Genomic DNA, 21,708 nt, shown 5'->3' on the forward strand with positions numbered 1-21,708 from the left:
GACCGTCTTCGGCTATAAATCAATCAACAGTGCGCGTAGCGGCGTTTCCGCCTGGATCGTAAGGTGTTTTTCGTCACAGATGAACGCGCCGTCTCCACAGGTTAGATTCTGGCTACTGTGTTGCTCGCCATTCACCTTGGCAGTGCCATGGATTGACTGGAGGTAAGCACGCTCTCCATTCAATATCAGGGTCTGCTGCTCACCCGCAGCTAAGTCCAGATGATGGATCCAGATTTCTTGCCGCAATTGCAAGCTGCCCTGTGCACCATCCGGCGAGGCTAGCAGTGAATGAGGGTGTGAGGACAGGTTCAGCCGTTGCACTCGATCATTGCCACGTTCTGGACAGGCTTCGAGCCACAACTGCATTCTGGTTAATGGTGTCACGTTGCTGATATTTTGTTCGCTATAACTTAGCCCAGACTGAGTCGCTAGTAGCAAAACATCTCCTGTCGTTGCGCGTAGGGTATTCCCGTCGCTGTCGCGGTATTCCGCCTCACCCTGCAAAATCAGGTTCAGAATATCAACATTAGGGTAGGTACGCGGTTGGAATGAAGCTCCAGGTGCTAATACTTCCTGATTAAGCACGCGTAATGAGGCATAACCCATCAATTTGGGATCAAAATAGTGACCAAAAGAAAAGGTATAACGAGCCTGCAGCCAACCGAAGTCAGCTTGCCCGCACTGTTTTGCTGTTCTGCATGTAATCATGGCAATTGGCTCCTAAAATAGTGATTCAAATGGTAAGCATCTGGACGCGGGATTGCTAGCCAGTTAATCTGGTTGGCATGTTCAAATTTCCTGAAAGAGAGATTTCATGGCTAGAGAGCGGGCGTTAACCCTTGAAGCACTTAGAGTAATGGATGCAATTGACCGCCGAGGTAGTTTTGCTGCAGCCGCTGATGAGCTGGGAAGAGTGCCTTCAGCGCTCAGTTACACCATGCAAAAATTGGAAGAAGAACTGGACGTTATGTTGTTTGATCGCTCAGGTCATCGAACCAAATTCACCAACGTTGGAAGAATGTTGCTTGAACGGGGACGCGTATTGCTTGAGGCAGCGGACAAGTTGACTACTGATGCTGAAGCGTTGGCAAGGGGGTGGGAGACTCACTTGACCATTGTTAGTGAAGCGTTGTCACCCGCCGCTAAATTGTTCCCTCTGATCGACAAACTGGCGCTGAAGGCTAATACCCAAGTCTCGATTTTTACCGAAGTGCTGGCAGGGGCATGGGAACGTCTGGAACAAGGGCGAGCGGATATCGTCATTGCGCCTGATGTACATTTCCGCGCCTCTTCCGAAATCAATACCCGCAAATTATACAAGGTGATGAGCGTTTATGTTGCCGCGCCGGGCCACCCGATCCACCAGGAACCGGAGCCGCTGTCAGAACTTACCCGCGTTAAATACCGTGGCATTGCGGTAGCGGATACTGCACGCGAGCGGCCAGTCTTGACTGTACAGTTGTTAGATAAACAGCAGCGCCTGACATTGAGCAGCATTGAAGACAAGCATCGCGCCTTGCTTGCAGGGCTTGGTGTGGCCACCATGCCGTACCCGATGGTGGAAAAAGACATTGAGGAAGGGCGCTTGAAAGTGATAGGGCCAGAGTATAGCAACGAAGTGGACATAATTATGGCCTGGCGACGCGACAGCATGGGGGAAGCTAAATCCTGGTTCCTCCGCGAACTCCCTCGCCTGTTTGCCAAGCAGGAAAATCATTAACCCCGCCTGGTGCAGCGGGGCCAACCTATCAGTTGAAACGTGTATCGCGCCCGTGTGGTTCCTCAAGATCCAGTACGGGACCGATAGAAATGATCGCTTGCGGGTTGATTGTGGCGTGGCTACGATAATAGTGATTTCTTATGTGTGCCATGTTGACTGTCTCGGCAATGCCCGGCATTTGGTAGATATCACGCAGGAAGCCGTACAGATTGGGATAATCGCTGATCCGCTTTTTGTCGCATTTGAAATGGGTGACATAAACCGGATCGAAGCGAATCAATGTGGTCCAAAGGCGTAAATCAGCTTCGGTCAGTTGCTCTCCTGTCAGATAACGCTGCTGTTCCAAGATCTGTTCGAGTCGTTCAAGCGAGGTAAAGACACCGCTCACGGCTTCGTCATAGGCTTCCTGGCTGGTAGCGAAACCGGCTTTATACACCCCGTTATTCACCGTGTCGTAAATCCAGCTATTCAACGTATCGATTTTCTCACGCAGTTCTAGCGGATAATAGTCACCAGTTCGGGCACCTAAGGCGTCAAAGGCATGGTTGAACATGCGAATGATGTCGGCAGATTCGTTGCTGACGATAGTTTGCTGCTGCTTATCCCAGAGGACGGGAACAGTGACTCTTCCGCTGTAGTTAGGGTCGGCACGCAGATAGAGTTGATAGAGAAAATCATAGTGATACAGCGTATCGCTGGTGGTTGCAGGAAAATCTGTGCCAAATGTCCAGCCGTTTTCGTGCATCAACGGGTGCACGACAGAAACTGGGATAATCTGTTCCAGTCCCTTCAGCTTGCGCATCAGTAAAGTACGGTGGGCCCAAGGGCAGGCGAGGGAAACATACAGATGATAACGATCGTGTTCTGCTTTGAAGCCCGCTATACCGTGTTCTCCGGCTTTACCATCCGCCGTGACCCAATTACGGAATTTAGCGGTTGAACGCTGGAAGCGGCCCCCCGTAGATTTTGTGTCATACCAAGTGTCTTGCCAAACGCCATCAACAAGTTGTCCCATAATGGTTTCCTTCATGTTTACAAGCGCAAACTAAAAGGCCCGATAAACCGGACCTTTTAGCGATGTTATGATTTTACCACTTTTTGTTCAAAATGCGGTCGATACTGAAAGCTCCTGGGCCTGAAACAGCCAGAACGATAAAGCCACCGGCGATAGACAGGTTTTTCATGAACATCAACTGGTTCGCACCTTCAGCAAAGTTGATGTGGAACAACAGTGCAGTGAGAATGGTGAAAACGGCTGTAATTATTGCTACGGTGCGTGTCAAGAAGCCAAACAGAATGGCCAGACCACCACCTAATTCCAGCAGGATAGTCAGCGGTAACAAGAAACCAGGTACCCCCATCGATTCCATATATTGCTGAGTGCCAGCATAAGCACCGCCCGTCTTGCCGTAGCCCGCGACGATAAACAGGATTGGTAAAAGGATACGCGCAACCAATAAGCCTGCATCTTCTAATTTTTTCATCATTAACTCCAAAAAGTGATTTTCCTTGCCAACCTTGGCATCTGTTCCGACAGGGGGTTTATGTCCCTTAGCCGGTTGATGGAGTGAATGTTAGACAGGAATGTTGTCGATTGTTAGCAAGTAAAATTGTCTTTTTTTTTCAAAAAAATTGAATTTTTAGCTTAATCATAAAATTCAATAAATCATGACGTTGCCAAGTTTTCGAATACACTGATGGGAAGGAAATGCAAAAAAATAATTTATTTCAGCGGGATAATTGAAAGAATGGAATGAAGATTATCGTTGAAAAAAGGTTTTCTGAATCAGCCGGGCAGTTCCCAAAATGCTCAATGCTCTGCGCGACCAGCGGATCAATTTGCTGGGGTGGCGAATGCCATAAAGAGCAATGATACTGGAGCCGACAGCGATATATTTACGTAAGGCAAAGAGGGTTTGCCAACTGTGATCGATACGCTCAGTCTTTTCCAGCCACAAGACTTTATTGGCGGTTAGTTCCAGACGTTGCTGCTGGATCTGCCGGATCAGTTGCTCTTTCTTCCATTCACGGTACTGGCGGTGATTCATCGCTCCCCTCCAGTGCAGAACGATCAAGTTCCAGTTGCTTACGCGTTGCGCCTAATAGCGTTGAGCGGCGTGCCCTGGCCAATGTCGTAATGGCCCCGATAATTGCCAGGAGCAGCAAAACGGCGGTTGTGGCACCCAGTGCGATCAAACGATAGGCAGGGTCAACGGCCCAGAAAATGAGTAGCAATAGGCTCATCAGGCCAAATGCGGTGAACAGCAAAGTGAGACCAGCCATAATCAACAACTGAACAAGGTTTTCTTTCTCCTCTTCCAGTTCGATAACTGCCAGCCGCACACGTGTTTCCACCATGCTGACCAGAATGGTCATGATTCGTTGTGCGATATCCAGGACCCCTTTAGCGGGGCCCTGCGCACGAGTTTGCGGTAGCTCTGCCATGATCAGCGGCGCGCGAGCAGAACGCCTAACACCACGCCAACCGCTGCACCGATACCAATACCGGTCCACGGATTTTCACGCACGTATCCATCTGCCTGGCAGGCAATCTGCTTGGTTTGATGGGCCAGTTTATCGCCAGCGTCGGTAAGGCGAGCGCGAGTCTCTTTCAGAGTTTCTTCTGCCTTGGAACGAAGTTTGTCCAGTTCAGCTTTAGGTTTATCGGTGGAAGAGTTCAGCACTTCCTCCAGCGTATCGGCCAGGGACTTCAGTTCAGCGCGTAATTTTTCTGCATTTGAATCTTGTGCCATTTCGATAACTCCTTAACATTAACGTCGACAGACTTTCAACCATAGCGGATTTATGCGTTAGCGCAAAGGTCTTATATCGGTTGATATCACTGACCCACATTATTATTGGCAGCTAAAATCCCGCACGACGTGCCTCTCAGCGATAAATCCGCTGACGTAAAATCATTCTCACTGTGCAGCTTTCAGCTCTTTTTGGGCTTCTGCCAGTTTTTGCTGCTTGTTGGAAATTTTATCCTGCTTTCCGATTTGCCGAGCCTCTTTCAATTCTTGTTCACGCTCGGCAACCTTGTTTTGTTTTTCTGTGATCTTCTTCTGATGTTCAGCTTTTAGTCCTGCCTCTGTGCAATCACTTTGTACTTTGTTCAATGCTTTTTTCAGACCTTGCACGCGATGAGAATTGCCATGCTGAGTGGCATAATCGATTTGTTGCTGAATTTCTTGCGCTTTCTTGGCGCAACCATCAGCGGTCGCAGAAAATGCGGAGAAAGTGCACAAAGAGAGTGTTAATAACAAAAAATGGTGAAATCTCATGGTTCCATTCCTTATTTCTGGTGAGAACGGTGATCCAGATTTCCAGTAGCCCAACATCAGTGAAACAGGAGAGTGGGGCATAACTGACTGGCGCTAGGATCAGATAAGCTATTAATTGCGGTAAATTTTAAAAATTCAATGGTAATCGGCGGAGGATTGCTGATTGGTTTATTGCTCAGCCGGGTAAACTCACCCTTATACTCGACATACTTCAAGTTGCATGTGCGTTGGCTTGGTTACTCGGCCCTTCGGGGCCGCTGTAAACAGCGTTCAAATCTGCTCCAGGCAGATTTGTCTTTCACCCCAGTCACTTACCGGAGTAAGCTCCTGGGGATTATTAGTCTCATTAATGAGACTCACCCTACGGGCCAGCGCCAGCGCTGTTCAAAAACGCATTGCGTTTATGTCATGCAACTCGAATTATTCAGAGTATATATGGGAGAATTACCCGAAATTAAGTGGTGTGCGAGCAAACTCAGGTACCCACAGACTGGGCGCCTGGGATTCGCTTAATGCGATGGTATAACCGGTTGGCAGGATAGTTTGCAGTGCATCGCGGGCTAACAGTTGTTGCCTTGGCGAATCCAGACGGATCACCAAGCCATCGCCCTCCGGCGTAATACTTTTGATGTGAATACCGCGTTCGTCCAACCGTTGGTAAACGTAAAAGCCATCAGGCAACAATAGCCCTTGCTGTTTAACATGAATACGCAGTTCACTTTCCGTCTGTATCATCAAAGGCACCAACACCGTCGTGAATGCCAACAGTGCCAGTGCGAAGATCAATACGTATCGCCAGCGTAGAGGCTTGGCTATCATGCATCTTTCCCTTGATTGCCTGAGCGTTTCTTACGCCACAAAACTACCAGTGAACCTAACAGGCCGATGACCAACAAAGCAACCGGCAGCATCATCAGGCCGAACATCACCTGGTCTTCATACTTGCGGAATAACGGGGTTTGGCCGAGGGCAAACCCGACCGACACCAGTATCAATACCCACAGCAATCCGCTGACCCAGTTGAAAAACTGGAAGCGAGCATTATTTAAACCGGACAAACCGGCAATGGTCGGTAACAGGGTCCGCACGAAAGCCAGGAAGCGCCCGACCAACAGTGCCGACAAGCCGTGGCGATGAAACAGGTTATGGGCACGCTGATGGTAGTGAGGGGGCAAATGCGATAACCAGCTTTGGACCGTTGGCGTATTGCCAAGCCATCGGCCTTGTATATAACTGAGCCAACAACCCAGGCTGGCCGCAGTAGTCAGGATCAGGATAGTGAGTGGAAAGTTCATGGCACCTTTGGCTACCAGTGCACCAACCAGGATCAGCAGGCTATCGCCTGGCAGGAATGCGGCGGGCAACAGGCCATTTTCCAGAAATAAGATCATAAACAGCAGGGCATACAGCGTCCAGACCAGCGAAGGGTTCGCCAGCGTTTCGAAGTCTTGGTGCCACAAGGCATCCAGCAGTTGCTTAATGATATCCATCCGGTGTTCCTAAAAACGTCAATGTTTGTTTCCATTCAGCGCTAGGGCACAGTATTACCTTGAGTGGTGCCAGATTGCTGAAAATGATGAAACGGCGTTGTTTTATTATTCAATTGTTCTCATGGGTACGACACCGTGTCATGAGTAATAAGTCAGTGAACCACGATAGAGTATGTTGCTTTCTTTCCAGCCCCCGATCCTGCTTTGCTGCTGCTGGGCATTTAATGTCCAGTTGACTTGCGCAAGTCGGTTGAGAACCGGAGTATCTGTCTGGCGTTGAAGCCGCGGACGGTAACCAAGGTCCGTCGTTAAAGTATATGCCGGAACCAGCATGTTTGGCGCAAGCAACGAGCCGGGATAGGAAGGCATCCGAGACAACAATAACGACAACTTGCCGGGGTACTTTTGACGGAGTTCACTGACTGGGCGGTAAATCTGATCGTGAGGGGAAGTTTGAGCATCTAACGCGGTAGGCACGCCTGAAGTTTGCGCTACATAGATCTTTTCGCCGGAGACCGAACCGGTCCAGCAACAAAGAGCAATAAGCATGGCAAACAACCAGCGCATGTATTTGCGTTCCGTCCCCAAAGCCAGTAGATAAAAAGTGGCCTAACTCTACCAAAATAGCATCATTGGCAACAGGGAAATCTGCGCTGCTTCGGACGAAATATGACACCAGATAAGGCTGTTTTGGCATTGAGTCAGGTATTTTTACAATACCTGACATTCAGGCTGCGATGACGATTTATGACGGCAACGCCTTATTTAGCGACATTTGCAGAGTTCTCCAGGTGAACTACCGGATTTTCTGCAAACAGATAGCGATCGGCGTTGTACTCGAAATCGTCGGTGGTGGCGTTGAATAACATCTGCTTGGTGTTTTCCAGGTGCTGCCACATGGCCAGTTTGGCCCCGTGAGGATCTTTACGTATCAGAGCTTTGAGGATCTCATCATGATCGTCACACCAACTGGCAATGGAGCGCTCGTCAATATGCTCGTGCAGTTTGATCCAGTAGGGGTTGCTGACACGTTGGGCCCACATTTTTTCCACTATGGTTGCCATGGCGCTGTTTTGGGTTGCCAGCGCCACCTGAACGTGGAATTTGAGATCCCACTGTGAATCGCGGAAGCGATCTTCTTTGCGGGCCTGCTCCTGGATCTCCATCAACAGGACGATATCCTGCTTGGTCACCTGAGTTGCTGCGAACTCGGCGATATTACTTTCAATCAGCTGACGCGCTTGTAGGAGTTCAAAAGGACCGGCAGTGGCAAATTCGAGGCTGTCACCCGGTATCACCAGGTTTTTCTGCTGATTCGAAATCACATGGATACCGGAACCCTTGCGCACTTCCACATAACCTTCAACCTCAAGCATGATGATCGCCTCCCGCACCACGGTGCGGCTGACATTCATCTCTTCAGCAATATAACGCTCGGCGGGGAGTTTATCCCCAACCGGATAAACTCCACCCTCAATGCGCCGTTTAAGCTCGGCGGCCAACTGTTGATAAAGGCGTCTGGTTTCCGTGAGTGCCATAGTGAATACTCTGTGGTAGGAGGCGTAATGCCAATGTACCTGTTATACCACTTATTCGCCGTAGCTGCCAGTGAGTCAAGTGTACCTGACCCGGCGCAGGGCCAGGTCAGGCAGGGAGTTAACCGTGTACATCAGCCGTTTGTAATGGTGCGGGTGCCGGCTGCGAAACCGGGCGATTCTGCAGTACGGTCCAGATGACAATCGCGCCCAGAATGTCGAATACCGACAAGGCGGCAAACAGTGGGCTGAACCCTAATGTATCGGCCAATGCACCAACCACCAGTGCAAACATGGTGCTTGCCATCCATGCCGCCATGCCGGTCAGGCCGTTGGCGGTTGCCACTTCGTTACGGCCAAACACGTCTGATGACAGCGTAATCAATGCGCCAGACAGTGCCTGGTGGGCGAATCCTCCCACGCACAGCAGGGCAATGGCGGCATATGGGCTGGTAAACAGACCGATCATACCAGGGCCAATCATGAGTAAAGCCCCCATAGTAACGACCAGTTTGCGTGAGACAATCAGGTTGACTTTAAAGTGTTTCTGGAAAAAGGGGGGCAGATAGCCGCCGACAATGCAGCCGAGGTCGGCAAACAGCATCGGCATCCAGGCAAACATGGCAATCTCTTTCAGGTTGAACCCGTAAGCCTTGAACATGAATAGCGGGATCCAGGCGTTGAAAGTACCCCAGGCAGGCTCAGCCAGAAAACGCGGTAGCGCAATTCCCCAGAATTGGCGGTTACGTACGATCTGCCAGGCGGACATTTTTTTGGCGTCGCTGGTCTGATGTTGGGCTTCTTGCCCATCAAGAATGTAGCTGCGTTCTTCTGAGCTGAGTTTTTTCTGATCTTTCGGATGCTTATAGAAGATTAACCAGCAGATGGCCCAGATCATACTCAGGATACCGGTGATGATAAATGCCATTTCCCAACTGTGCGCCACGATGGCCCAGACAACCAAGGGAGGGGCAAGCATACCGCCGATAGATGAACCGACATTGAAGTACCCAACTGCTATCGAACGCTCTTTTGCCGGAAACCATTCACTACTGGCTTTTAAACCGGCGGGGATCATGGCCGCTTCAGCCATACCCACCGCACCGCGAGCCAGCGCCAGCCCACCCCAACTGTTAGCCAACGCAGTGCCCATACAGAACAGGGCCCATAGGATGGCAAACATGGCATAACCGACTTTGGTACCGAGGACATCCAGTATATAACCTGCGACAGGCTGCATCACGGTGTAACAGGCCGAATAGGCGGCAACAATATAGGAATATTGTTGAGTGGTAATGCCTAGCGAGCCTTCCAGCGTCGGTGCCGCAACGGACATGGCATTGCGAGTCAGATAACCAAGCACGGTACCCACGGTTACCAGGCCGATCATATACCAGCGTAACCCTTTAATTTTACGCATCCAACATCTCTCCGAGTCTTTGAATATATGCCACCGGCTAGCCTGCGGCGTTCTATGTCGTGATCCCCTTTCATCATTTAGTCAGTATTTCCTTACTGACAGGCACCCGCGCATTGCCATAAATAAAGGTGAAAATAAGTGGCAAGGTGCCGAGACGATAACTTGTCATACAGGTTCAAAAGTTGAGTGATATCACAAAAGCTTTCATTCAATTAATGAATAATGATTCATACCAATTAGCACCAGTTCTGTGATTTCAGCTTTTTAAATGGGTTATAAACAGCTTTAAGGTAGGGTTAAGTGGCTTTGACGGTGATATATTGCTGGACGTTGCGGGGAATTGGTGTGATAACTTTTTTCAGTTAACAGCAGACTTGCCAGGAAACTATGTGAGGAACCCAATATGGCCACGTTTTTGAACGATGATTTTCTGTTGGACAGCGAATTTGCTCGCCGTCTTTATCACGACTACGCTGCGGATCAGCCTATTTTCGATTATCACTGCCATCTGCCACCGCAGCAGATTGCGGAGAATTATCGTTTTCAGAATATGTACGATATTTGGTTGAAGGGCGATCATTACAAATGGCGTGCAATGCGTACCAATGGCGTGGCCGAGCGTTTGTGCACAGGGGATGCCTCGGATCGTGAAAAATTTGATGCCTGGGCGGCAACGGTGCCGCATACCATTGGTAACCCGCTCTATCATTGGACTCATCTGGAATTACGCCGCCCATTTGGTATTACAGGCAAGCTGCTTTCTCCGGCAACGGCAGATGAAATCTGGCAACGTGGTAATCAATTACTGGCGCAGGATGCCTTTACAGCGCGTGGCATCATGCAGCAGATGAAAGTAAAAATGGTTGGCACCACCGATGATCCTATCGACGATCTGCTCCATCACAAAGCTATCGCCGCTGACGCTAGCTTTGACATTAAAGTGTTGCCAAGCTGGCGGCCGGACAAAGCGTTCAATATTGAAGCGCCCGGGTTCAATGACTACCTGCAAAAGTTAGAGGCGGCTGCAGACACCTCGATCCATCGCTTCAGCGATCTGCGTGACGCGCTGAAAAAGCGGATGGACCACTTTGCCGCGCATGGCTGCAAGGTCTCCGATCATGCTCTGGACGTGGTGGTTTATGGCGAGGCGGACGAAGCCACGCTAGATACCATCCTGGCGCAGCGGCTCAGTGGCCACATCCCTACGCCACAGCAAAGTGCACAATTCAAAACCGCAGTGCTGCTATTCCTGGCTGCGGAGTATCAACGCCGCGAATGGGTGCAGCAATATCATATTGGCGCATTGCGCAACAACAATAGTCGGATGTTCAATAGCATTGGCCCAGATATTGGCTTCGACTCCATTAACGACCAACCCTTGGCTGAACCGCTTTCACGCTTGCTTGATGCTCAGGCCAAGCAGGGCAAACTGCCGAAAACCATTCTTTACTGCTTGAATCCGCGTGATAACGAAGTGATTGGCACCATGGTGGGCAACTTCCAGGGGGAAGGCACGCCGGGCAAGATGCAATTTGGATCGGGCTGGTGGTTTAACGATCAGAAAGATGGCATGCAGCGCCAGATGACACAGTTGGCCCAGCTTGGTTTGCTTAGCCGTTTTGTCGGCATGCTGACGGATAGCCGTAGTTTCCTTTCGTACACGCGGCACGAATATTTCCGCCGGATACTTTGCCAGATGATTGGCCGCTGGGTGGAAGATGGCGAAGCGCCAGCAGATATAGATCTACTGGGCGATATGGTTAAAAACATCAGCTTCGACAATGCCAAAAACTATTTTGCTATCGAATTAGCGTAATCATTGCTCAGGGTTGATTTATGCAAAGCATTATAAAAATCCATACAAAAGATAATGTGGCGGTCGCGTTGCGCGATTTGGCTGCGGGTGAGGCAATAGAATGGGGTGGTCAGGCCATAACGCTGGCTCAGGATGTGGTTCGCGGGCACAAGTTTGCCCTTGAACCTATCGCCGCTGGCGAGATGATCGTCAAGTACGGCTTACCGATTGGTCATGCGCTGGTGGCTATTGCTTCTGGGGAACATATTCATTCACAAAATGCAAAAACCAACCTGAGTGACCTCGATAATTACCGCTATCAGCCTGAGTTCCAGACCTTACCAACGCAGGCGGCAGATCGCGAGGTGCAGATCTACCGGCGTAGCAATGGTGAGGTCGGGATCCGCAATGAATTGTGGATCATTCCTACTGTGGGTTGTGTAAACGCCGTTGCGCGTCAGATCCAGCAGCGCTTTCTGAAGGAAACCTCAGAGGCGCAAGGGATTGATGGCGTTCATTTATTTACTCACCCCTTTGGTTGCTCGCAGCTCGGTCAGGATCATCAGAATACCCGTACCATGCTGCAGAATATGGTGCGTCACCCGAATGCGGGTGCGGTATTGGTCATTGGTCTTGGGTGTGAGAACAATCAGGTGGATGAGTTCCGCAGCACGTTGGGGGAGTTTGATGAACAGCGTGTGCGTTTTATGGTCTGCCAACAGCAGGACGATGAAGTCGAAGCCGGGCTGGAGCATCTGCACGCACTGTATCAGGTGATGAGTGGCGATCGTCGCCAGCCAGGCAAGCTTGGCGAACTGAAATTCGGTTTGGAATGCGGTGGTTCGGACGGTTTATCGGGTATTACTGCCAATCCACTGTTGGGGTGTTTCTCGGACTATGTGATCGCCAATGGCGGCACGACGGTATTGACTGAAGTACCTGAAATGTTTGGTGCCGAACGGATCCTGATGAGTCGCTGCCGGGATGAAAGTATCTTTGAAAAAACTGTCAGCATGGTTAACGATTTCAAACAGTATTTTATCGCTCACGATCAACCGATTTACGAGAATCCATCGCCGGGTAATAAGGCGGGTGGGATCACTACGCTGGAGGAGAAATCTCTCGGTTGTACCCAAAAGGCTGGGCAGAGTCAGGTGGTGGATGTGTTGAAATACGGTGAACGTCTGCGCTTGCCGGGGTTGAACCTGTTGAGTGCGCCAGGTAATGATGCTGTTGCCACCAGCGCATTGGCCGGAGCAGGCTGTCATATGGTGTTATTCAGTACTGGGCGAGGAACACCTTACGGCGGTTTTGTGCCAACGGTGAAACTGGCCACTAACTCCGAGCTGGCAGCTAAAAAGCCACATTGGATTGATTTTGATGCCGGGCGCTTGATTCACGGCTTGCCGATGGCAGAGATGCTGACGCAGTTTGTCGATCTGATTGTGGAGATTGCCAACGGCAAATCAGCCCGAAATGAAACAAATGACTTCCGTGAGTTAGCCATTTTTAAAAGCGGAGTGACGCTGTAAAAGCTAGGCTGTATCCCACAAAAGTGCGGGATACAGCCTGTATTTCTTAACGCGTGCTCAACGTGTCTTTATCAGCTAAACGCTGGTCTTCAGCCTGACAGGCCGCTGCGGTAAACAGTACGTCGGTGGACGAGTTCAACGCGGTCTCTGCCGAATCCTGCAACACACCAATGATAAAGCCGACAGCGACAACCTGCATTGCAATGTCATTGGGAATGCCGAACATATTACAGGCCAGCGGAATTAACAGCAGTGAACCGCCTGCCACGCCGGAAGCACCGCAGGCACAGATAGCCGCTACCACACTCAGCAACAGCGCAGTGGGTAAATCAACCGGAATACCCAGGGTATGAACTGCCGCCAGCGTAAGCACGGTGATCGTGATCGCCGCCCCAGCCATGTTGATGGTGGCACCCAGAGGGATAGAAACCGAGTAGGTATCTTCGTTCAGATTCAGTTTTCTGCTCAGTTCCATATTCACCGGGATGTTGGCTGCGGAACTACGGGTAAAGAAGGCCGTAACGCCACTTTCACGCAGGCAGGTAAACACCAGTGGGTAAGGATTGCGGCGGATTTTCCAGTAGACAATCAGCGGGTTGAGCACCAGTGCCACCAACAGCATACAGCCGATCAATACCACTAACAGCTGTGCGTATCCCCACAGTGCACCAAAGCCAGTGTCGGCCAAGGTAGAAGCAACCAGGCCGAAGATACCCAACGGTGCGCAGCGGATCACCGCACGTACCACCATGGTCACGGCATGCGACACATCGCTGATCAAGGTTTTGGTAGTTTCAGAGGCCTGGCGCAATGCCAACCCAAGGCCGACAGCCCAGGCCAAGATACCGATATAGTTGGCATTGATCAGGGCGTTGAATGGGTTTGCCACCACGCTCATCAGCAGGCCTTTAAGCACTTCAACAATCCCACCCGGAGGGTTGATATCGGTATTGCCCACCGCCAGTGCCAACGTTGAAGGGAAAATAAAGCTAATCAGAACAGCGGTCAGCGCTGCGGCAAATGTTCCCAACAGATAGAGGAACAAAATGGGGCGGATATTAGTTTTCTGGCCTTGCTTATGGTTGGCAATTGAGGCCATGACCAGCATCAATACCAGAAGCGGTGCAACGGCTTTCAGAGCGCCAACGAAAAGCGCGCCTAGCAGACCGACGGCAGTGGCCGCAGCGGGTGAAACCATAGCGACAGCGATACCAGCCACCAGACCAACCAATATTTGCTTAACTAGGCTACCCTGAGTAATTCTTACTAATAGTTTATTCATGATGCTATTGCGTTTCCGCTCCCTGAAATGTGGCGTACAGATCGCTATACCCAAGTGACTTCAAGTTGCATGTAGGCGGCCACTAAACGAAGCCCCAGGAGCTTACTCAAGTAAGTGACTGGAGTGAGAGAAGGCAACCAACACGCATGCGGCTTGAAGGACGATGGGTATATACCCTGGCAGGAACGTCGCCGGATAATTTATCGTCATATCTGTAACGGAGTGTGTTTGTTTGACCAGTATTCAGCAAACGTTGCCCCTTGAAAAGAGGGGAAGATAAAATTACGTGGACGGATCAAGCATTGATAACATTCTGGTTACATTTGTGTGATCGCGATAACATTTGGCGATTCAGGCTAATTGCCAAACATTCATGGGGCGGCTAGCGCCCCAAATAACAGATTATGGCGTAATGCTTTTACGGTGGTTAACCCAGGCGTTGATCAGCAACGTCAATACCAGTATCCCTGCTACTACACCGAGGGAAACCGCGATTGGGATGTGGTAAAAATCGACAATCAGCATCTTGATACCAATAAACACCAGGATCACCGACAGGCCGTATTTCAGCATAGTAAAGCGCTCTGCCACGTTAGCCAGCAGGAAGTACATGGCTCGCAGGCCCAGGATAGCGAACAGGTTGGAAGTCAGTACGATAAATGGGTCGGTTGTGACGGCAAAAATAGCCGGGATACTGTCGACGGCAAAAATAACGTCACTCAGTTCGACCAGTATCAGAACTAATAGCAGTGGGGTGGTATAAAGCAGCCCATTACGGCGAACGAAGAAACGTTCACCTTCCAGGTTATCGGTCATACGCAGATGGCTGCGCAGCCATTTGACAACCGGTTTGTCGCCAATAGCCGCCCCGTCTTCTTTCGCGAGAGCCATCTTGATACCGGTAAATAGCAGAAATGCGCCGAACACATACAATAGCCAGGCGAACTGGGAGATCAGCCAACTACCCGCGAAGATCATGATGGTACGCAGAACGATAGCGCCCAGCACACCGTAAATCAGCACCCTGCGCTGTAAATTGGCAGGCACCGCGAAATAGCTGAAGAGCATCAGCCAGACAAAGACGTTATCAACCGCCAATGCTTTTTCGATCAGGTAGCCGGTGAGGAATGCCAGAGCCTGGGTATCCGCTACCGCGCGCCCGGCAGTTTCGTTCAGGTAGTACCAAAAACCGGTGTTGAACAGCAATGCCAAACTTACCCAAACCAGTGACCAGCAGGCTGCCTGCTTGAATGTCATGGTCTGTTCGCCTCTACGCCCTTGCAACAGCAGATCGATGGTGAGCATCACAATTATAATGGCGGCAAAACTCCCCCACAGCCAGGGGGTGCCAACGGTATTCATCATTAAGGGATATCCTTATAAAAATAAAACGGCCAACGTCGGAAGACGCCAGCCGCTCTGTGAACGCTGCAAGCAAACCTCGCCTTCCGGCAAGGTCTCACTTACAACGTTGATGAAGGTGATATCACCTTAAACATCAGGTTGCCCGGTAACCGGATGCTTACGCATCGTAATGACGATTGGCCGACTATGAAGTTACTCCCCTTTGCAAGGCAAAAATTAGTTCAAAATGTGATAAAGGTCAATATCTGTTGCTAGTTATTATACGCTGTGCACCAAGACTGACGACGAAACCTTGCAGCAACATCTGGCTGAACGGTGTATCGCTAACCTGCTGTTGTTTGAGCAGATAGGCCTCCCGGTTGGCTGGATCCTTCTGGCTGAGCCAACTGAAGTAATGCTGCATAGCTTTGCCATCGAATTCGGGATGGAACTGTGTGGTCAGCGCACTGTCCCCGTAACGCAATATTTGGTAGGCATCTTGCTGGGAGCGAGCCAGTACTTCCGCGCCGGGCGGCGGCATGAGTACGCTTTGTGAATGGATTAGGTTGGCCTTGAAACGCGGCGGCAGTATTGCTAGCCGTTTATCGCTGCCAGCGGGGGGCAATAGCTCTATCTCAAGTGTGCCAACCTCCATACCTTGCGGGCGATAACCCACGGTGCCACCCAGTGCATGGGCGAGAAGCTGGTGGCCATAACACACGCCAAAGATGGGCAACCTGATGCGCATTGCCTGACGCAGCCATTCTGCAGCCTGCTCGCTCCAGGGCAACTGCTCTGTCACCATCGCTGGTGAACCGGTGATCACCACGCCACAGTAGTTTTCCGGTGGCAACAGGGTTTCACCGGCAGGAAGATGCACAATCTGCACGCGTTCAGCGGCGATATTCCCCTGTTGCAGAAACATCTGGTCAAAATTGCCCAGCTCATGCTGAACATCCTGCGGTGCGTCTCCGGTTTGCATCAACAACAGCGGTTTCATTGCACTTCTCCGTCAGCGGGAAATACCACGCCGGTCTGACGGCGGATCTCGGTCAACAGATTGGCGATGATCAGCGATTTATCCAGACCGGCATGTTCGACCTGCTGCTTATTAATCAGGTCGGCAAACACCGTCGCCTCATACAGCATGGTATTGCTGTGCTGCGTCTGGGTCAGGTCCTGACTATCGCCACCTCGGGGTATCAGTACCACACTCTGGCATTCGGAGAGCTTCTCAATCACCAGGGTGCCATCTTCCCCTTGGATCTCACTCGGGATCGCTGAATTGCTGACTTTGGAGTGAGTGATGTTAACGTCAAAGTCACCGTAGTTCAGGCAAACGCTACCATGAGCATCCACCCCGGTATCCAGCAACGATGCGCTGGCCTGCACCGACTGCGGTGCTCCGAAAAGCGACACGGCACTGGCGACACAGTAGTAACCAATATCCATGATCGAACCGTTGGAAAATTGCGGATTGAAGGTATTGGGTTTTTCACCGGCCAGATAGCGCGGATAACGGGAGGAATACTGGCAATAATTGAGCAGGGCTTTGCGCAGCTTACCCACATTTGGCAATGCCTGTTGCAGGGCTAAAAAGTTCGGCAAATGCGCGCTTTTAAACGCTTCAAACAGCACCACCTGATTTTCCCGCGCACAGGCCACCAGTTTTTCTACCTCGAGCAAATTGGAGGCTAACGGTTTCTCGCAGATCACATGTTTTTTATGGCTGAGAAACAACAGGCTTTGCGGGTAATGCAACGAGTTGGGGCTGGCAATATACACCGCATCGATCGTGTCGGATTGAGCCAGCGCGGTGAGCGAATCAAAAAAGTGCTCAACCGGGTAATTTGCGCCAAATGCGTGCGCCTGCTCGAGCTTACGCGAATAGATGGCGGTCAGTTTCATTTTGCCGCTTGCGTGAGCCGCATCGATAAAACGTTCTGTAATCCAGTTGGTGCCGACAACAGCAAAACGAATCATAAATCACTCCGGTTCCCACAGGAAAGTTGTTCGGAGAACAAGGCAGTGTCCCTTGACCGCCAGCGGCGCTCGCGTACAGTTAAGGGACACAGCCTAGATTATCACGCGGTAAACAGAAGGCGAATCACCGTGTTACCTATTAATAGAGTTCGCCAAATAGCGACAGATGGGTCAGATACAGTCGGGTATCAAACTCCAGTTGATGGTAACTGGGCTCCATATGGCAGCACAGGCTATAGAACGCTTTGTTGTGATCTTTCTCTTTCAAATGCGCCAGTTCATGTACCACGATCATGCGCAAGAAAGGTTCCGGGGCATTTTTAAACACCGTTGCCACGCGGATTTCGGCTTTGGCCTTCAGCTTGCCACCCTGTACGCGGGAAATGGCAGTATGTGTGCCGAGAGCATGCTTCATCACCTGGATCTTGTTGTCATAGGCCACTTTGCTCAGCGGTTGGGCATTGCGCAGATACTGATTTTTCAGATCGACGGTAAACTGATACAGCGACTTGTCGGTGGCACAGTCGTGAACCTGTGGATAGCGCTGTAACAGTACCTCACCCAGACGTTGCTGCTTAATAAGTTGTTGTACCTGCATTTGCAGATGGTCGGGGTAGCCTTGCAGGTAGGTAAGTTCAGACATCTTGTACTCGTCATACTTCAAGTTGCAGGTGTGTTGGCTTTCCTCGCTCACCCCAGTCACTTACTTATGTAAGCTCCTGGGGATTCGCTGTGTTGCCGCCTTCCTGCAACTCGAATTATTTAGAGTACGTGCAGGATCCAGTGGTAAACCGGGCGGTTATTGTATGACGTTTTTGTGCTCAAATCCTGCAAAGGGAAATTAATCCCAAAAAACATTTTACTGATGGGCGTTTTTAGTGGATAAACAGCCCAAATTTATCAGTCAGGAGGGGCAATGAGCCAACTCGATCTGGGAACACAGCAACTTGAGCTGGAGCGTTATCCCCAACAAGAAGAGTCCACCCAGCTACAGGCGTGGGAAGCGGCGGACGAATACCTGTTGCAACAGCTTGAAAATGTTGCCATTGGCGAACGGCCAGTGCTGATTTTCAACGACAACTTTGGTGCGTTGGCCTGCGCTCTGCATGCGCACCAACCTTATAGCATCAGCGATTCCTACATGAGCCAACTGGCGACGCGCCATAATCTCGAGCTCAATGAATTAGATGTGCAGCAGGTGACGCTGCTGGACAGCCTGGCAGAACTACCAGCCAATCCGGCGGTGGTGCTGATACGTATTCCAAAAGCGTTAGCGTTGCTGGAACAGCAACTGCGGTCGCTGCGTAAGGTGGTGGCACCTGACACGCTGATTGTGGCCGGTGCCAAAGCGCGTGACGTACATACTTCGACCATGCAGGTTTTCGAGCGGGTGTTGGGCCCAACGCGCACCAGCCTAGCCTGGAAAAAGGCTCGCCTGATTTATTGCGAGGCCGCCGACATTGTGCCACCGGCAGCGCCAGAAACCACTGACTGGCTGCTTGATGGCACCGATTGGCTGATCCACAACCATGCCAACGTGTTTTCGCGCGGTAGTCTGGATATTGGCGCCCGCTTATTCCTGGAACATCTGCCACATGATTTGAACGGTCATATTGTCGATCTAGGCTGTGGCAACGGCATTATCGGCATGAGAGCGCTGGTGCAGAACCCGCAAGCGCAGATGACTTTCGTTGACGAATCCTATATGGCAGTGGCTTCCAGCGAGTTAAACGTGTCCCACAACCTGCCGCAGGAATTGGATCGCTGCCAGTTTGAGGTGAACAACTCACTGGCTGGTATAGAGCGTGAAAGCGTACAGGCTGTGTTATGCAACCCGCCATTCCACCAGCAGCATGCAATCACCGATCATACTGCGTGGCAGATGTTCTGTGATGCCAAGCGTTGTCTGCAGGTCGGTGGCGAACTGCGCATCGTGGGTAACCGCCATCTGGATTACTACCAAAAGCTGAAGCGCCTGTTCGGCAATTGCACCACCGTGGCGTCGAATCAGAAGTTTGTGATCCTCAAAGCGGTCAAGTCCGGCGCAAGGCGTTAATGATATTGGGCGCAGCGCATATTTGCTGCGCCCTGCGAGTTACAGTGCCATAGCGAGCCGCGTTCCCTGATCGATAGCGCGGCGAGCATCCAGCTCGGCAGCTACGTCGGCACCGCCGATCAGATGAACCGTTTTCCCCATAGCCAGCAGCGGTTGTTGCAGTTCACGGCGGGGTTCCTGCCCGGCGCAGATCACCACCGTATCGACCGGTAAGCAACTTTCCTGCTCGGCACGAAGAATATGTAACCCTTCGTCATCAATACGTTGATAGCTCACACTGTTGAGCATCTTGACGCCACGCGCCGCCAGGCTGGTACGGTGGATCCAACCGGTCGTTTTGCCCAATCCTTCGCCCACTTTGCTGGTTTTGCGTTGCAATAGGAATATCTGACGCGGTATTGCAGACGCCACTGGCCCCTCAGTATTCAGACCTCCGCGCCGTTCAAGCTGCGGATCTATGCCCCATTCACGGTTGAACGCTTGCTGATCCAGGCTGGTGGAAATACCGTGCTGGCTGAGATATTCAGCAGTATCGAAGCCGATCCCACCGGCACCTATAATGGCAACCCGTTGCCCAACCGGTTTTTTATCACGCAAAACGTCGAGGTAACTCATTACGTTGGCGTGTTCGATACCGGGAATAGCCGGCATGCGTGGCACGATACCGCAGGCGAGGATCACCTCATCAAAATCAGCCAGATCCTGTGCCTGAACCTGTTGCCCTAACTTCAACTCCACCTCATTGAGTTCTAACTGGCGGCGGAAATAGCGCAGGGTCTGGTGGAATTCCTCCTTACCGGGGATTTGCTTGGCGATATTGAACTGGCCACCGATCTGGTCGGCAGCGTCGAACAGGGTGACCTGATGCCCACGGCTGGCGGCGGTAGTGGCGAAAGCCAGGCCAGCAGGGCCAGCGCCCACAACGGCGAGGCGTTTTGGTTCGGCTGCGGCTACCAGCGGCATCTCGGTTTCGCGGCAGGCGCGGGGATTTACCAGGCAGGAAGTGAGTTTGCCTTCAAAAATCTGGTCCAGACAGGCCTGATTGCAGCCGATACAGGTGTTGATTTCGTCTGCACGTCCTTCAGCGGCTTTTTGTACCAATGCCGCGTCGGCCAGAAATGGGCGAGCCATGGAAACCATATCGGCACAGCCTTCCGCCAACACTTGCTCGGCCACCGCCGGGTCGTTGATGCGGTTGGTGGTGATCAAGGGAATGTTCACTTTCCCCATCAACTTACGCGTAACCCAGCTAAACCCGGCCCGAGGTACCATGGTGGCGATGGTCGGGATGCGTGCTTCATGCCAGCCGATGCCGGTATTAATCAGCGTTGCTCCTGCCTGTTCAATCGCCACGGCGAGTTGTTCGATCTCTGGCCAACTGGATCCCTCTTCCACCAGATCGAGCATCGAAAGGCGGTAGATAAGAATAAATTCGGGCCCGGTTGCCTGACGCACCGCGCGGACAATCTCAACGGCGAAACGCATGCGGTTGCTGAAACTGCCGCCCCACCGATCGCTGCGCTGGTTGGTCCGGGCCACCAGAAACTGATTAATCAGATACCCTTCAGAACCCATGACTTCCACTCCGTCGTAACCCGCCTGCTGAGCCAACGCTGCACAGTGGGCGAAATCGGCAATGGTCTGTTCAACCTCTTCGCTAGTCAGCGCCGTTGGGCTGAAAGGGTTGATTGGGGCCTGCAGTGCAGAAGGGGCAACGGGTTCCGGCTGATAGCTATAGCGTCCAGCGTGCAGAATTTGTAGGGCAATCTTTCCCCCTGCCTGGTGGACTGCATCGGTGACGATCCGGTGGTGTGCCACCTGCTGTTGCTGAGTTAACGTTGCGGCACCACGATAAACCACGCCCTTTTCATTCGGTGCGATGCCGCCGGTGACGATCAGTGCGACGCCAGCCGCGGCGCGTTCAGCATAGAATGCCGCCAGGCGCTCAGGGCCATTGGGGAGTTCTTCCAGACCGGTATGCATCGATCCCATCAACACCCGGTTTTTCAGCGTTGTGAAGCCAAGATCCAGCGGTGCCAGCAGGTGGGGGTATAAGCTCATTGCAGTCTCCAAAAGGGATACCCGTGGTCTTTCTGGCTGCGACTTGAAATCCCAGGGTATAAAAAGCTGTTAGTTATAGACGGCCATCAAGTGGTCGGATGAGATCAATCTAGTCGTTGTCGGCGTGGTTGGGAACTGAGGATGCGCTGAATGTGATAGACCTCATGGTTCTTTGCCGAGGTTTGCCATGTACGCAAGGCGAAGGA

22 protein-coding genes are annotated in these 21,708 nt (G+C 51.5%); 4 read left to right on the forward strand and 18 right to left on the reverse strand.

Going from position 1 to position 21,708, the window contains the following annotated elements; translation table 11 throughout:
* Positions 1 to 12: 12 nt before the first annotated feature.
* Complete coding sequence (locus SAQUA_RS02685) at positions 13 to 708, reverse strand: pirin family protein (protein WP_380677548.1); 696 nt, start codon at positions 706 to 708, stop codon at positions 13 to 15.
* A gap of 106 nt (positions 709 to 814) precedes the next feature.
* Here SAQUA_RS02685 and SAQUA_RS02690 point away from each other — a divergent pair, with 106 nt between their 5' ends.
* The gene (locus SAQUA_RS02690) at positions 815 to 1,720 is read left to right on the forward strand and encodes a LysR family transcriptional regulator (RefSeq protein WP_380677550.1); all 906 of its coding nucleotides are present in this window, start codon (positions 815 to 817) and stop codon (positions 1,718 to 1,720) included.
* 28 nt (positions 1,721 to 1,748) lie between these two features.
* On the opposite strand, the gene SAQUA_RS02695 is transcribed toward SAQUA_RS02690, so the two are convergent.
* From SAQUA_RS02695 to SAQUA_RS02745, 11 genes are all read right to left on the reverse strand, one after another.
* Positions 1,749 to 2,735, reverse strand: coding sequence for a glutathione S-transferase family protein (locus SAQUA_RS02695; protein ID WP_380677552.1), 987 nt, complete (start codon positions 2,733 to 2,735; stop codon positions 1,749 to 1,751).
* Positions 2,736 to 2,808: 73 nt separating this feature from the next.
* Positions 2,809 to 3,204 carry a DoxX family protein gene (locus SAQUA_RS02700; RefSeq protein WP_380678230.1) on the reverse strand — a complete coding sequence of 132 codons (396 nt, stop codon included), beginning with the start codon at positions 3,202 to 3,204 and terminating at the stop codon, positions 2,809 to 2,811.
* A gap of 276 nt (positions 3,205 to 3,480) precedes the next feature.
* Positions 3,481 to 3,768 carry a YqjK-like family protein gene (locus SAQUA_RS02705; RefSeq protein ID WP_380677554.1) on the reverse strand — a complete coding sequence of 96 codons (288 nt, stop codon included), beginning with the start codon at positions 3,766 to 3,768 and terminating at the stop codon, positions 3,481 to 3,483.
* Positions 3,746 to 4,165, reverse strand: a complete 420-nt coding sequence (locus SAQUA_RS02710) for a phage holin family protein (RefSeq protein ID WP_380677556.1) — start codon at positions 4,163 to 4,165, stop codon at positions 3,746 to 3,748. The genes SAQUA_RS02705 and SAQUA_RS02710 overlap by 23 nt, the downstream gene beginning before the upstream one ends.
* A gap of 2 nt (positions 4,166 to 4,167) precedes the next feature.
* The gene (locus SAQUA_RS02715; protein ID WP_380677558.1) at positions 4,168 to 4,473 is read right to left on the reverse strand and encodes a YqjD family protein; all 306 of its coding nucleotides are present in this window, start codon (positions 4,471 to 4,473) and stop codon (positions 4,168 to 4,170) included.
* A 168-nt stretch (positions 4,474 to 4,641) separates the two neighbouring features.
* Positions 4,642 to 5,004, reverse strand: a complete 363-nt coding sequence (locus SAQUA_RS02720; RefSeq protein ID WP_380677560.1) for a DUF1090 domain-containing protein — start codon at positions 5,002 to 5,004, stop codon at positions 4,642 to 4,644.
* Between the two features lie 444 nt (positions 5,005 to 5,448).
* The gene (gene mzrA / locus SAQUA_RS02725; protein ID WP_380677562.1) at positions 5,449 to 5,823 is read right to left on the reverse strand and encodes an EnvZ/OmpR regulon moderator MzrA; all 375 of its coding nucleotides are present in this window, start codon (positions 5,821 to 5,823) and stop codon (positions 5,449 to 5,451) included.
* Complete coding sequence (locus SAQUA_RS02730) at positions 5,820 to 6,494, reverse strand: DedA family protein (RefSeq protein ID WP_380677564.1); 675 nt, start codon at positions 6,492 to 6,494, stop codon at positions 5,820 to 5,822. Before SAQUA_RS02730 ends, mzrA begins: the two co-directional genes overlap by 4 nt.
* Before the next feature lie 138 nt (positions 6,495 to 6,632).
* Entirely contained in the window at positions 6,633 to 7,061 is a 429-nt protein-coding gene (locus tag SAQUA_RS02735; RefSeq protein ID WP_380677566.1) for a hypothetical protein, read from the reverse strand.
* Between the two features lie 194 nt (positions 7,062 to 7,255).
* A complete protein-coding gene (gene exuR, locus SAQUA_RS02740; protein ID WP_380677568.1) occupies positions 7,256 to 8,032 on the reverse strand; it encodes a transcriptional regulator ExuR in 777 nt (258 codons plus the stop codon).
* A 118-nt stretch (positions 8,033 to 8,150) separates the two neighbouring features.
* Positions 8,151 to 9,449 carry an MFS transporter gene (locus SAQUA_RS02745; RefSeq protein WP_380677570.1) on the reverse strand — a complete coding sequence of 433 codons (1,299 nt, stop codon included), beginning with the start codon at positions 9,447 to 9,449 and terminating at the stop codon, positions 8,151 to 8,153.
* A 403-nt stretch (positions 9,450 to 9,852) separates the two neighbouring features.
* On the opposite strand from SAQUA_RS02745, the gene uxaC reads away from it, so the two are divergent.
* Both uxaC and SAQUA_RS02755 read left to right on the forward strand, forming a co-directional pair.
* Entirely contained in the window at positions 9,853 to 11,265 is a 1,413-nt protein-coding gene (uxaC, locus tag SAQUA_RS02750) for a glucuronate isomerase (RefSeq protein WP_380677572.1), read from the forward strand.
* Positions 11,266 to 11,285: 20 nt separating this feature from the next.
* Positions 11,286 to 12,776 (forward strand): UxaA family hydrolase, encoded by a 1,491-nt coding sequence (locus SAQUA_RS02755; protein WP_380677574.1) that lies wholly within the window; start codon positions 11,286 to 11,288, stop codon positions 12,774 to 12,776.
* A gap of 46 nt (positions 12,777 to 12,822) precedes the next feature.
* Here SAQUA_RS02755 and sstT read toward each other — a convergent pair whose 3' ends face one another.
* From sstT to SAQUA_RS02780, 5 genes are all read right to left on the reverse strand, one after another.
* Positions 12,823 to 14,058, reverse strand: coding sequence for a serine/threonine transporter SstT (gene sstT / locus SAQUA_RS02760; protein ID WP_380677576.1), 1,236 nt, complete (start codon positions 14,056 to 14,058; stop codon positions 12,823 to 12,825).
* 402 nt (positions 14,059 to 14,460) lie between these two features.
* Positions 14,461 to 15,423, reverse strand: coding sequence for a TerC family protein (locus SAQUA_RS02765; protein WP_380677578.1), 963 nt, complete (start codon positions 15,421 to 15,423; stop codon positions 14,461 to 14,463).
* 238 nt (positions 15,424 to 15,661) lie between these two features.
* On the reverse strand, positions 15,662 to 16,402 hold the full coding sequence (locus SAQUA_RS02770) for a glutamine amidotransferase (RefSeq protein ID WP_380677580.1): 741 nt from the start codon (positions 16,400 to 16,402) through the stop codon (positions 15,662 to 15,664).
* The gene (locus tag SAQUA_RS02775; RefSeq protein ID WP_380677582.1) at positions 16,399 to 17,385 is read right to left on the reverse strand and encodes a Gfo/Idh/MocA family protein; all 987 of its coding nucleotides are present in this window, start codon (positions 17,383 to 17,385) and stop codon (positions 16,399 to 16,401) included. The genes SAQUA_RS02770 and SAQUA_RS02775 overlap by 4 nt, the downstream gene beginning before the upstream one ends.
* Positions 17,386 to 17,524: 139 nt before the next feature.
* The gene (locus tag SAQUA_RS02780; RefSeq protein ID WP_380677584.1) at positions 17,525 to 18,028 is read right to left on the reverse strand and encodes a M48 family metallopeptidase; all 504 of its coding nucleotides are present in this window, start codon (positions 18,026 to 18,028) and stop codon (positions 17,525 to 17,527) included.
* A 273-nt stretch (positions 18,029 to 18,301) separates the two neighbouring features.
* On the opposite strand from SAQUA_RS02780, the gene rlmG reads away from it, so the two are divergent.
* Positions 18,302 to 19,441: a 23S rRNA (guanine(1835)-N(2))-methyltransferase RlmG gene (rlmG, locus tag SAQUA_RS02785; protein WP_380677586.1), complete on the forward strand. Its 1,140-nt coding sequence runs from the start codon at positions 18,302 to 18,304 to the stop codon at positions 19,439 to 19,441.
* A 39-nt stretch (positions 19,442 to 19,480) separates the two neighbouring features.
* On the opposite strand, the gene SAQUA_RS02790 is transcribed toward rlmG, so the two are convergent.
* On the reverse strand, positions 19,481 to 21,502 hold the full coding sequence (locus SAQUA_RS02790; RefSeq protein ID WP_380677588.1) for an FAD-dependent oxidoreductase: 2,022 nt from the start codon (positions 21,500 to 21,502) through the stop codon (positions 19,481 to 19,483).
* Positions 21,503 to 21,708: the final 206 nt, after the last annotated feature.

It is taken from the genome of Serratia aquatilis, assembly GCF_044865145.1.
Lineage (GTDB): Bacteria > Pseudomonadota > Gammaproteobacteria > Enterobacterales > Enterobacteriaceae > Chania > Chania aquatilis.

What these genes read in the sequence shown, in the direction of transcription:
- SAQUA_RS02745 (WP_380677570.1), bottom strand. Translation starts at nt 9,449, where the DNA reads ATGCGTAAAATTAAAGGGTTACGCTGGTATATGATCGGCCTGGTAACC.
- mzrA (WP_380677562.1), bottom strand. Translation starts at nt 5,823, where the DNA reads ATGATAGCCAAGCCTCTACGCTGGCGATACGTATTGATCTTCGCACTG.
- sstT (WP_380677576.1), bottom strand. Translation starts at nt 14,058, where the DNA reads ATGAATAAACTATTAGTAAGAATTACTCAGGGTAGCCTAGTTAAGCAA.
- SAQUA_RS02705 (WP_380677554.1), bottom strand. Translation starts at nt 3,768, where the DNA reads ATGAATCACCGCCAGTACCGTGAATGGAAGAAAGAGCAACTGATCCGG.
- SAQUA_RS02700 (WP_380678230.1), bottom strand. Translation starts at nt 3,204, where the DNA reads ATGAAAAAATTAGAAGATGCAGGCTTATTGGTTGCGCGTATCCTTTTA.
- exuR (WP_380677568.1), bottom strand. Translation starts at nt 8,032, where the DNA reads ATGGCACTCACGGAAACCAGACGCCTTTATCAACAGTTGGCCGCCGAG.
- SAQUA_RS02715 (WP_380677558.1), bottom strand. Translation starts at nt 4,473, where the DNA reads ATGGCACAAGATTCAAATGCAGAAAAATTACGCGCTGAACTGAAGTCC.
- SAQUA_RS02780 (WP_380677584.1), bottom strand. Translation starts at nt 18,028, where the DNA reads ATGTCTGAACTTACCTACCTGCAAGGCTACCCCGACCATCTGCAAATG.
- SAQUA_RS02790 (WP_380677588.1), bottom strand. Translation starts at nt 21,502, where the DNA reads ATGAGCTTATACCCCCACCTGCTGGCACCGCTGGATCTTGGCTTCACA.
- SAQUA_RS02775 (WP_380677582.1), bottom strand. Translation starts at nt 17,385, where the DNA reads ATGATTCGTTTTGCTGTTGTCGGCACCAACTGGATTACAGAACGTTTT.
- rlmG (WP_380677586.1), top strand. Translation starts at nt 18,302, where the DNA reads ATGAGCCAACTCGATCTGGGAACACAGCAACTTGAGCTGGAGCGTTAT.
- SAQUA_RS02685 (WP_380677548.1), bottom strand. Translation starts at nt 708, where the DNA reads ATGATTACATGCAGAACAGCAAAACAGTGCGGGCAAGCTGACTTCGGT.
- uxaC (WP_380677572.1), top strand. Translation starts at nt 9,853, where the DNA reads ATGGCCACGTTTTTGAACGATGATTTTCTGTTGGACAGCGAATTTGCT.
- SAQUA_RS02710 (WP_380677556.1), bottom strand. Translation starts at nt 4,165, where the DNA reads ATGGCAGAGCTACCGCAAACTCGTGCGCAGGGCCCCGCTAAAGGGGTC.
- SAQUA_RS02695 (WP_380677552.1), bottom strand. Translation starts at nt 2,735, where the DNA reads ATGGGACAACTTGTTGATGGCGTTTGGCAAGACACTTGGTATGACACA.
- SAQUA_RS02770 (WP_380677580.1), bottom strand. Translation starts at nt 16,402, where the DNA reads ATGAAACCGCTGTTGTTGATGCAAACCGGAGACGCACCGCAGGATGTT.
- SAQUA_RS02735 (WP_380677566.1), bottom strand. Translation starts at nt 7,061, where the DNA reads ATGCGCTGGTTGTTTGCCATGCTTATTGCTCTTTGTTGCTGGACCGGT.
- SAQUA_RS02720 (WP_380677560.1), bottom strand. Translation starts at nt 5,004, where the DNA reads ATGAGATTTCACCATTTTTTGTTATTAACACTCTCTTTGTGCACTTTC.
- SAQUA_RS02765 (WP_380677578.1), bottom strand. Translation starts at nt 15,423, where the DNA reads ATGATGAATACCGTTGGCACCCCCTGGCTGTGGGGGAGTTTTGCCGCC.
- SAQUA_RS02755 (WP_380677574.1), top strand. Translation starts at nt 11,286, where the DNA reads ATGCAAAGCATTATAAAAATCCATACAAAAGATAATGTGGCGGTCGCG.
- SAQUA_RS02730 (WP_380677564.1), bottom strand. Translation starts at nt 6,494, where the DNA reads ATGGATATCATTAAGCAACTGCTGGATGCCTTGTGGCACCAAGACTTC.
- SAQUA_RS02690 (WP_380677550.1), top strand. Translation starts at nt 815, where the DNA reads ATGGCTAGAGAGCGGGCGTTAACCCTTGAAGCACTTAGAGTAATGGAT.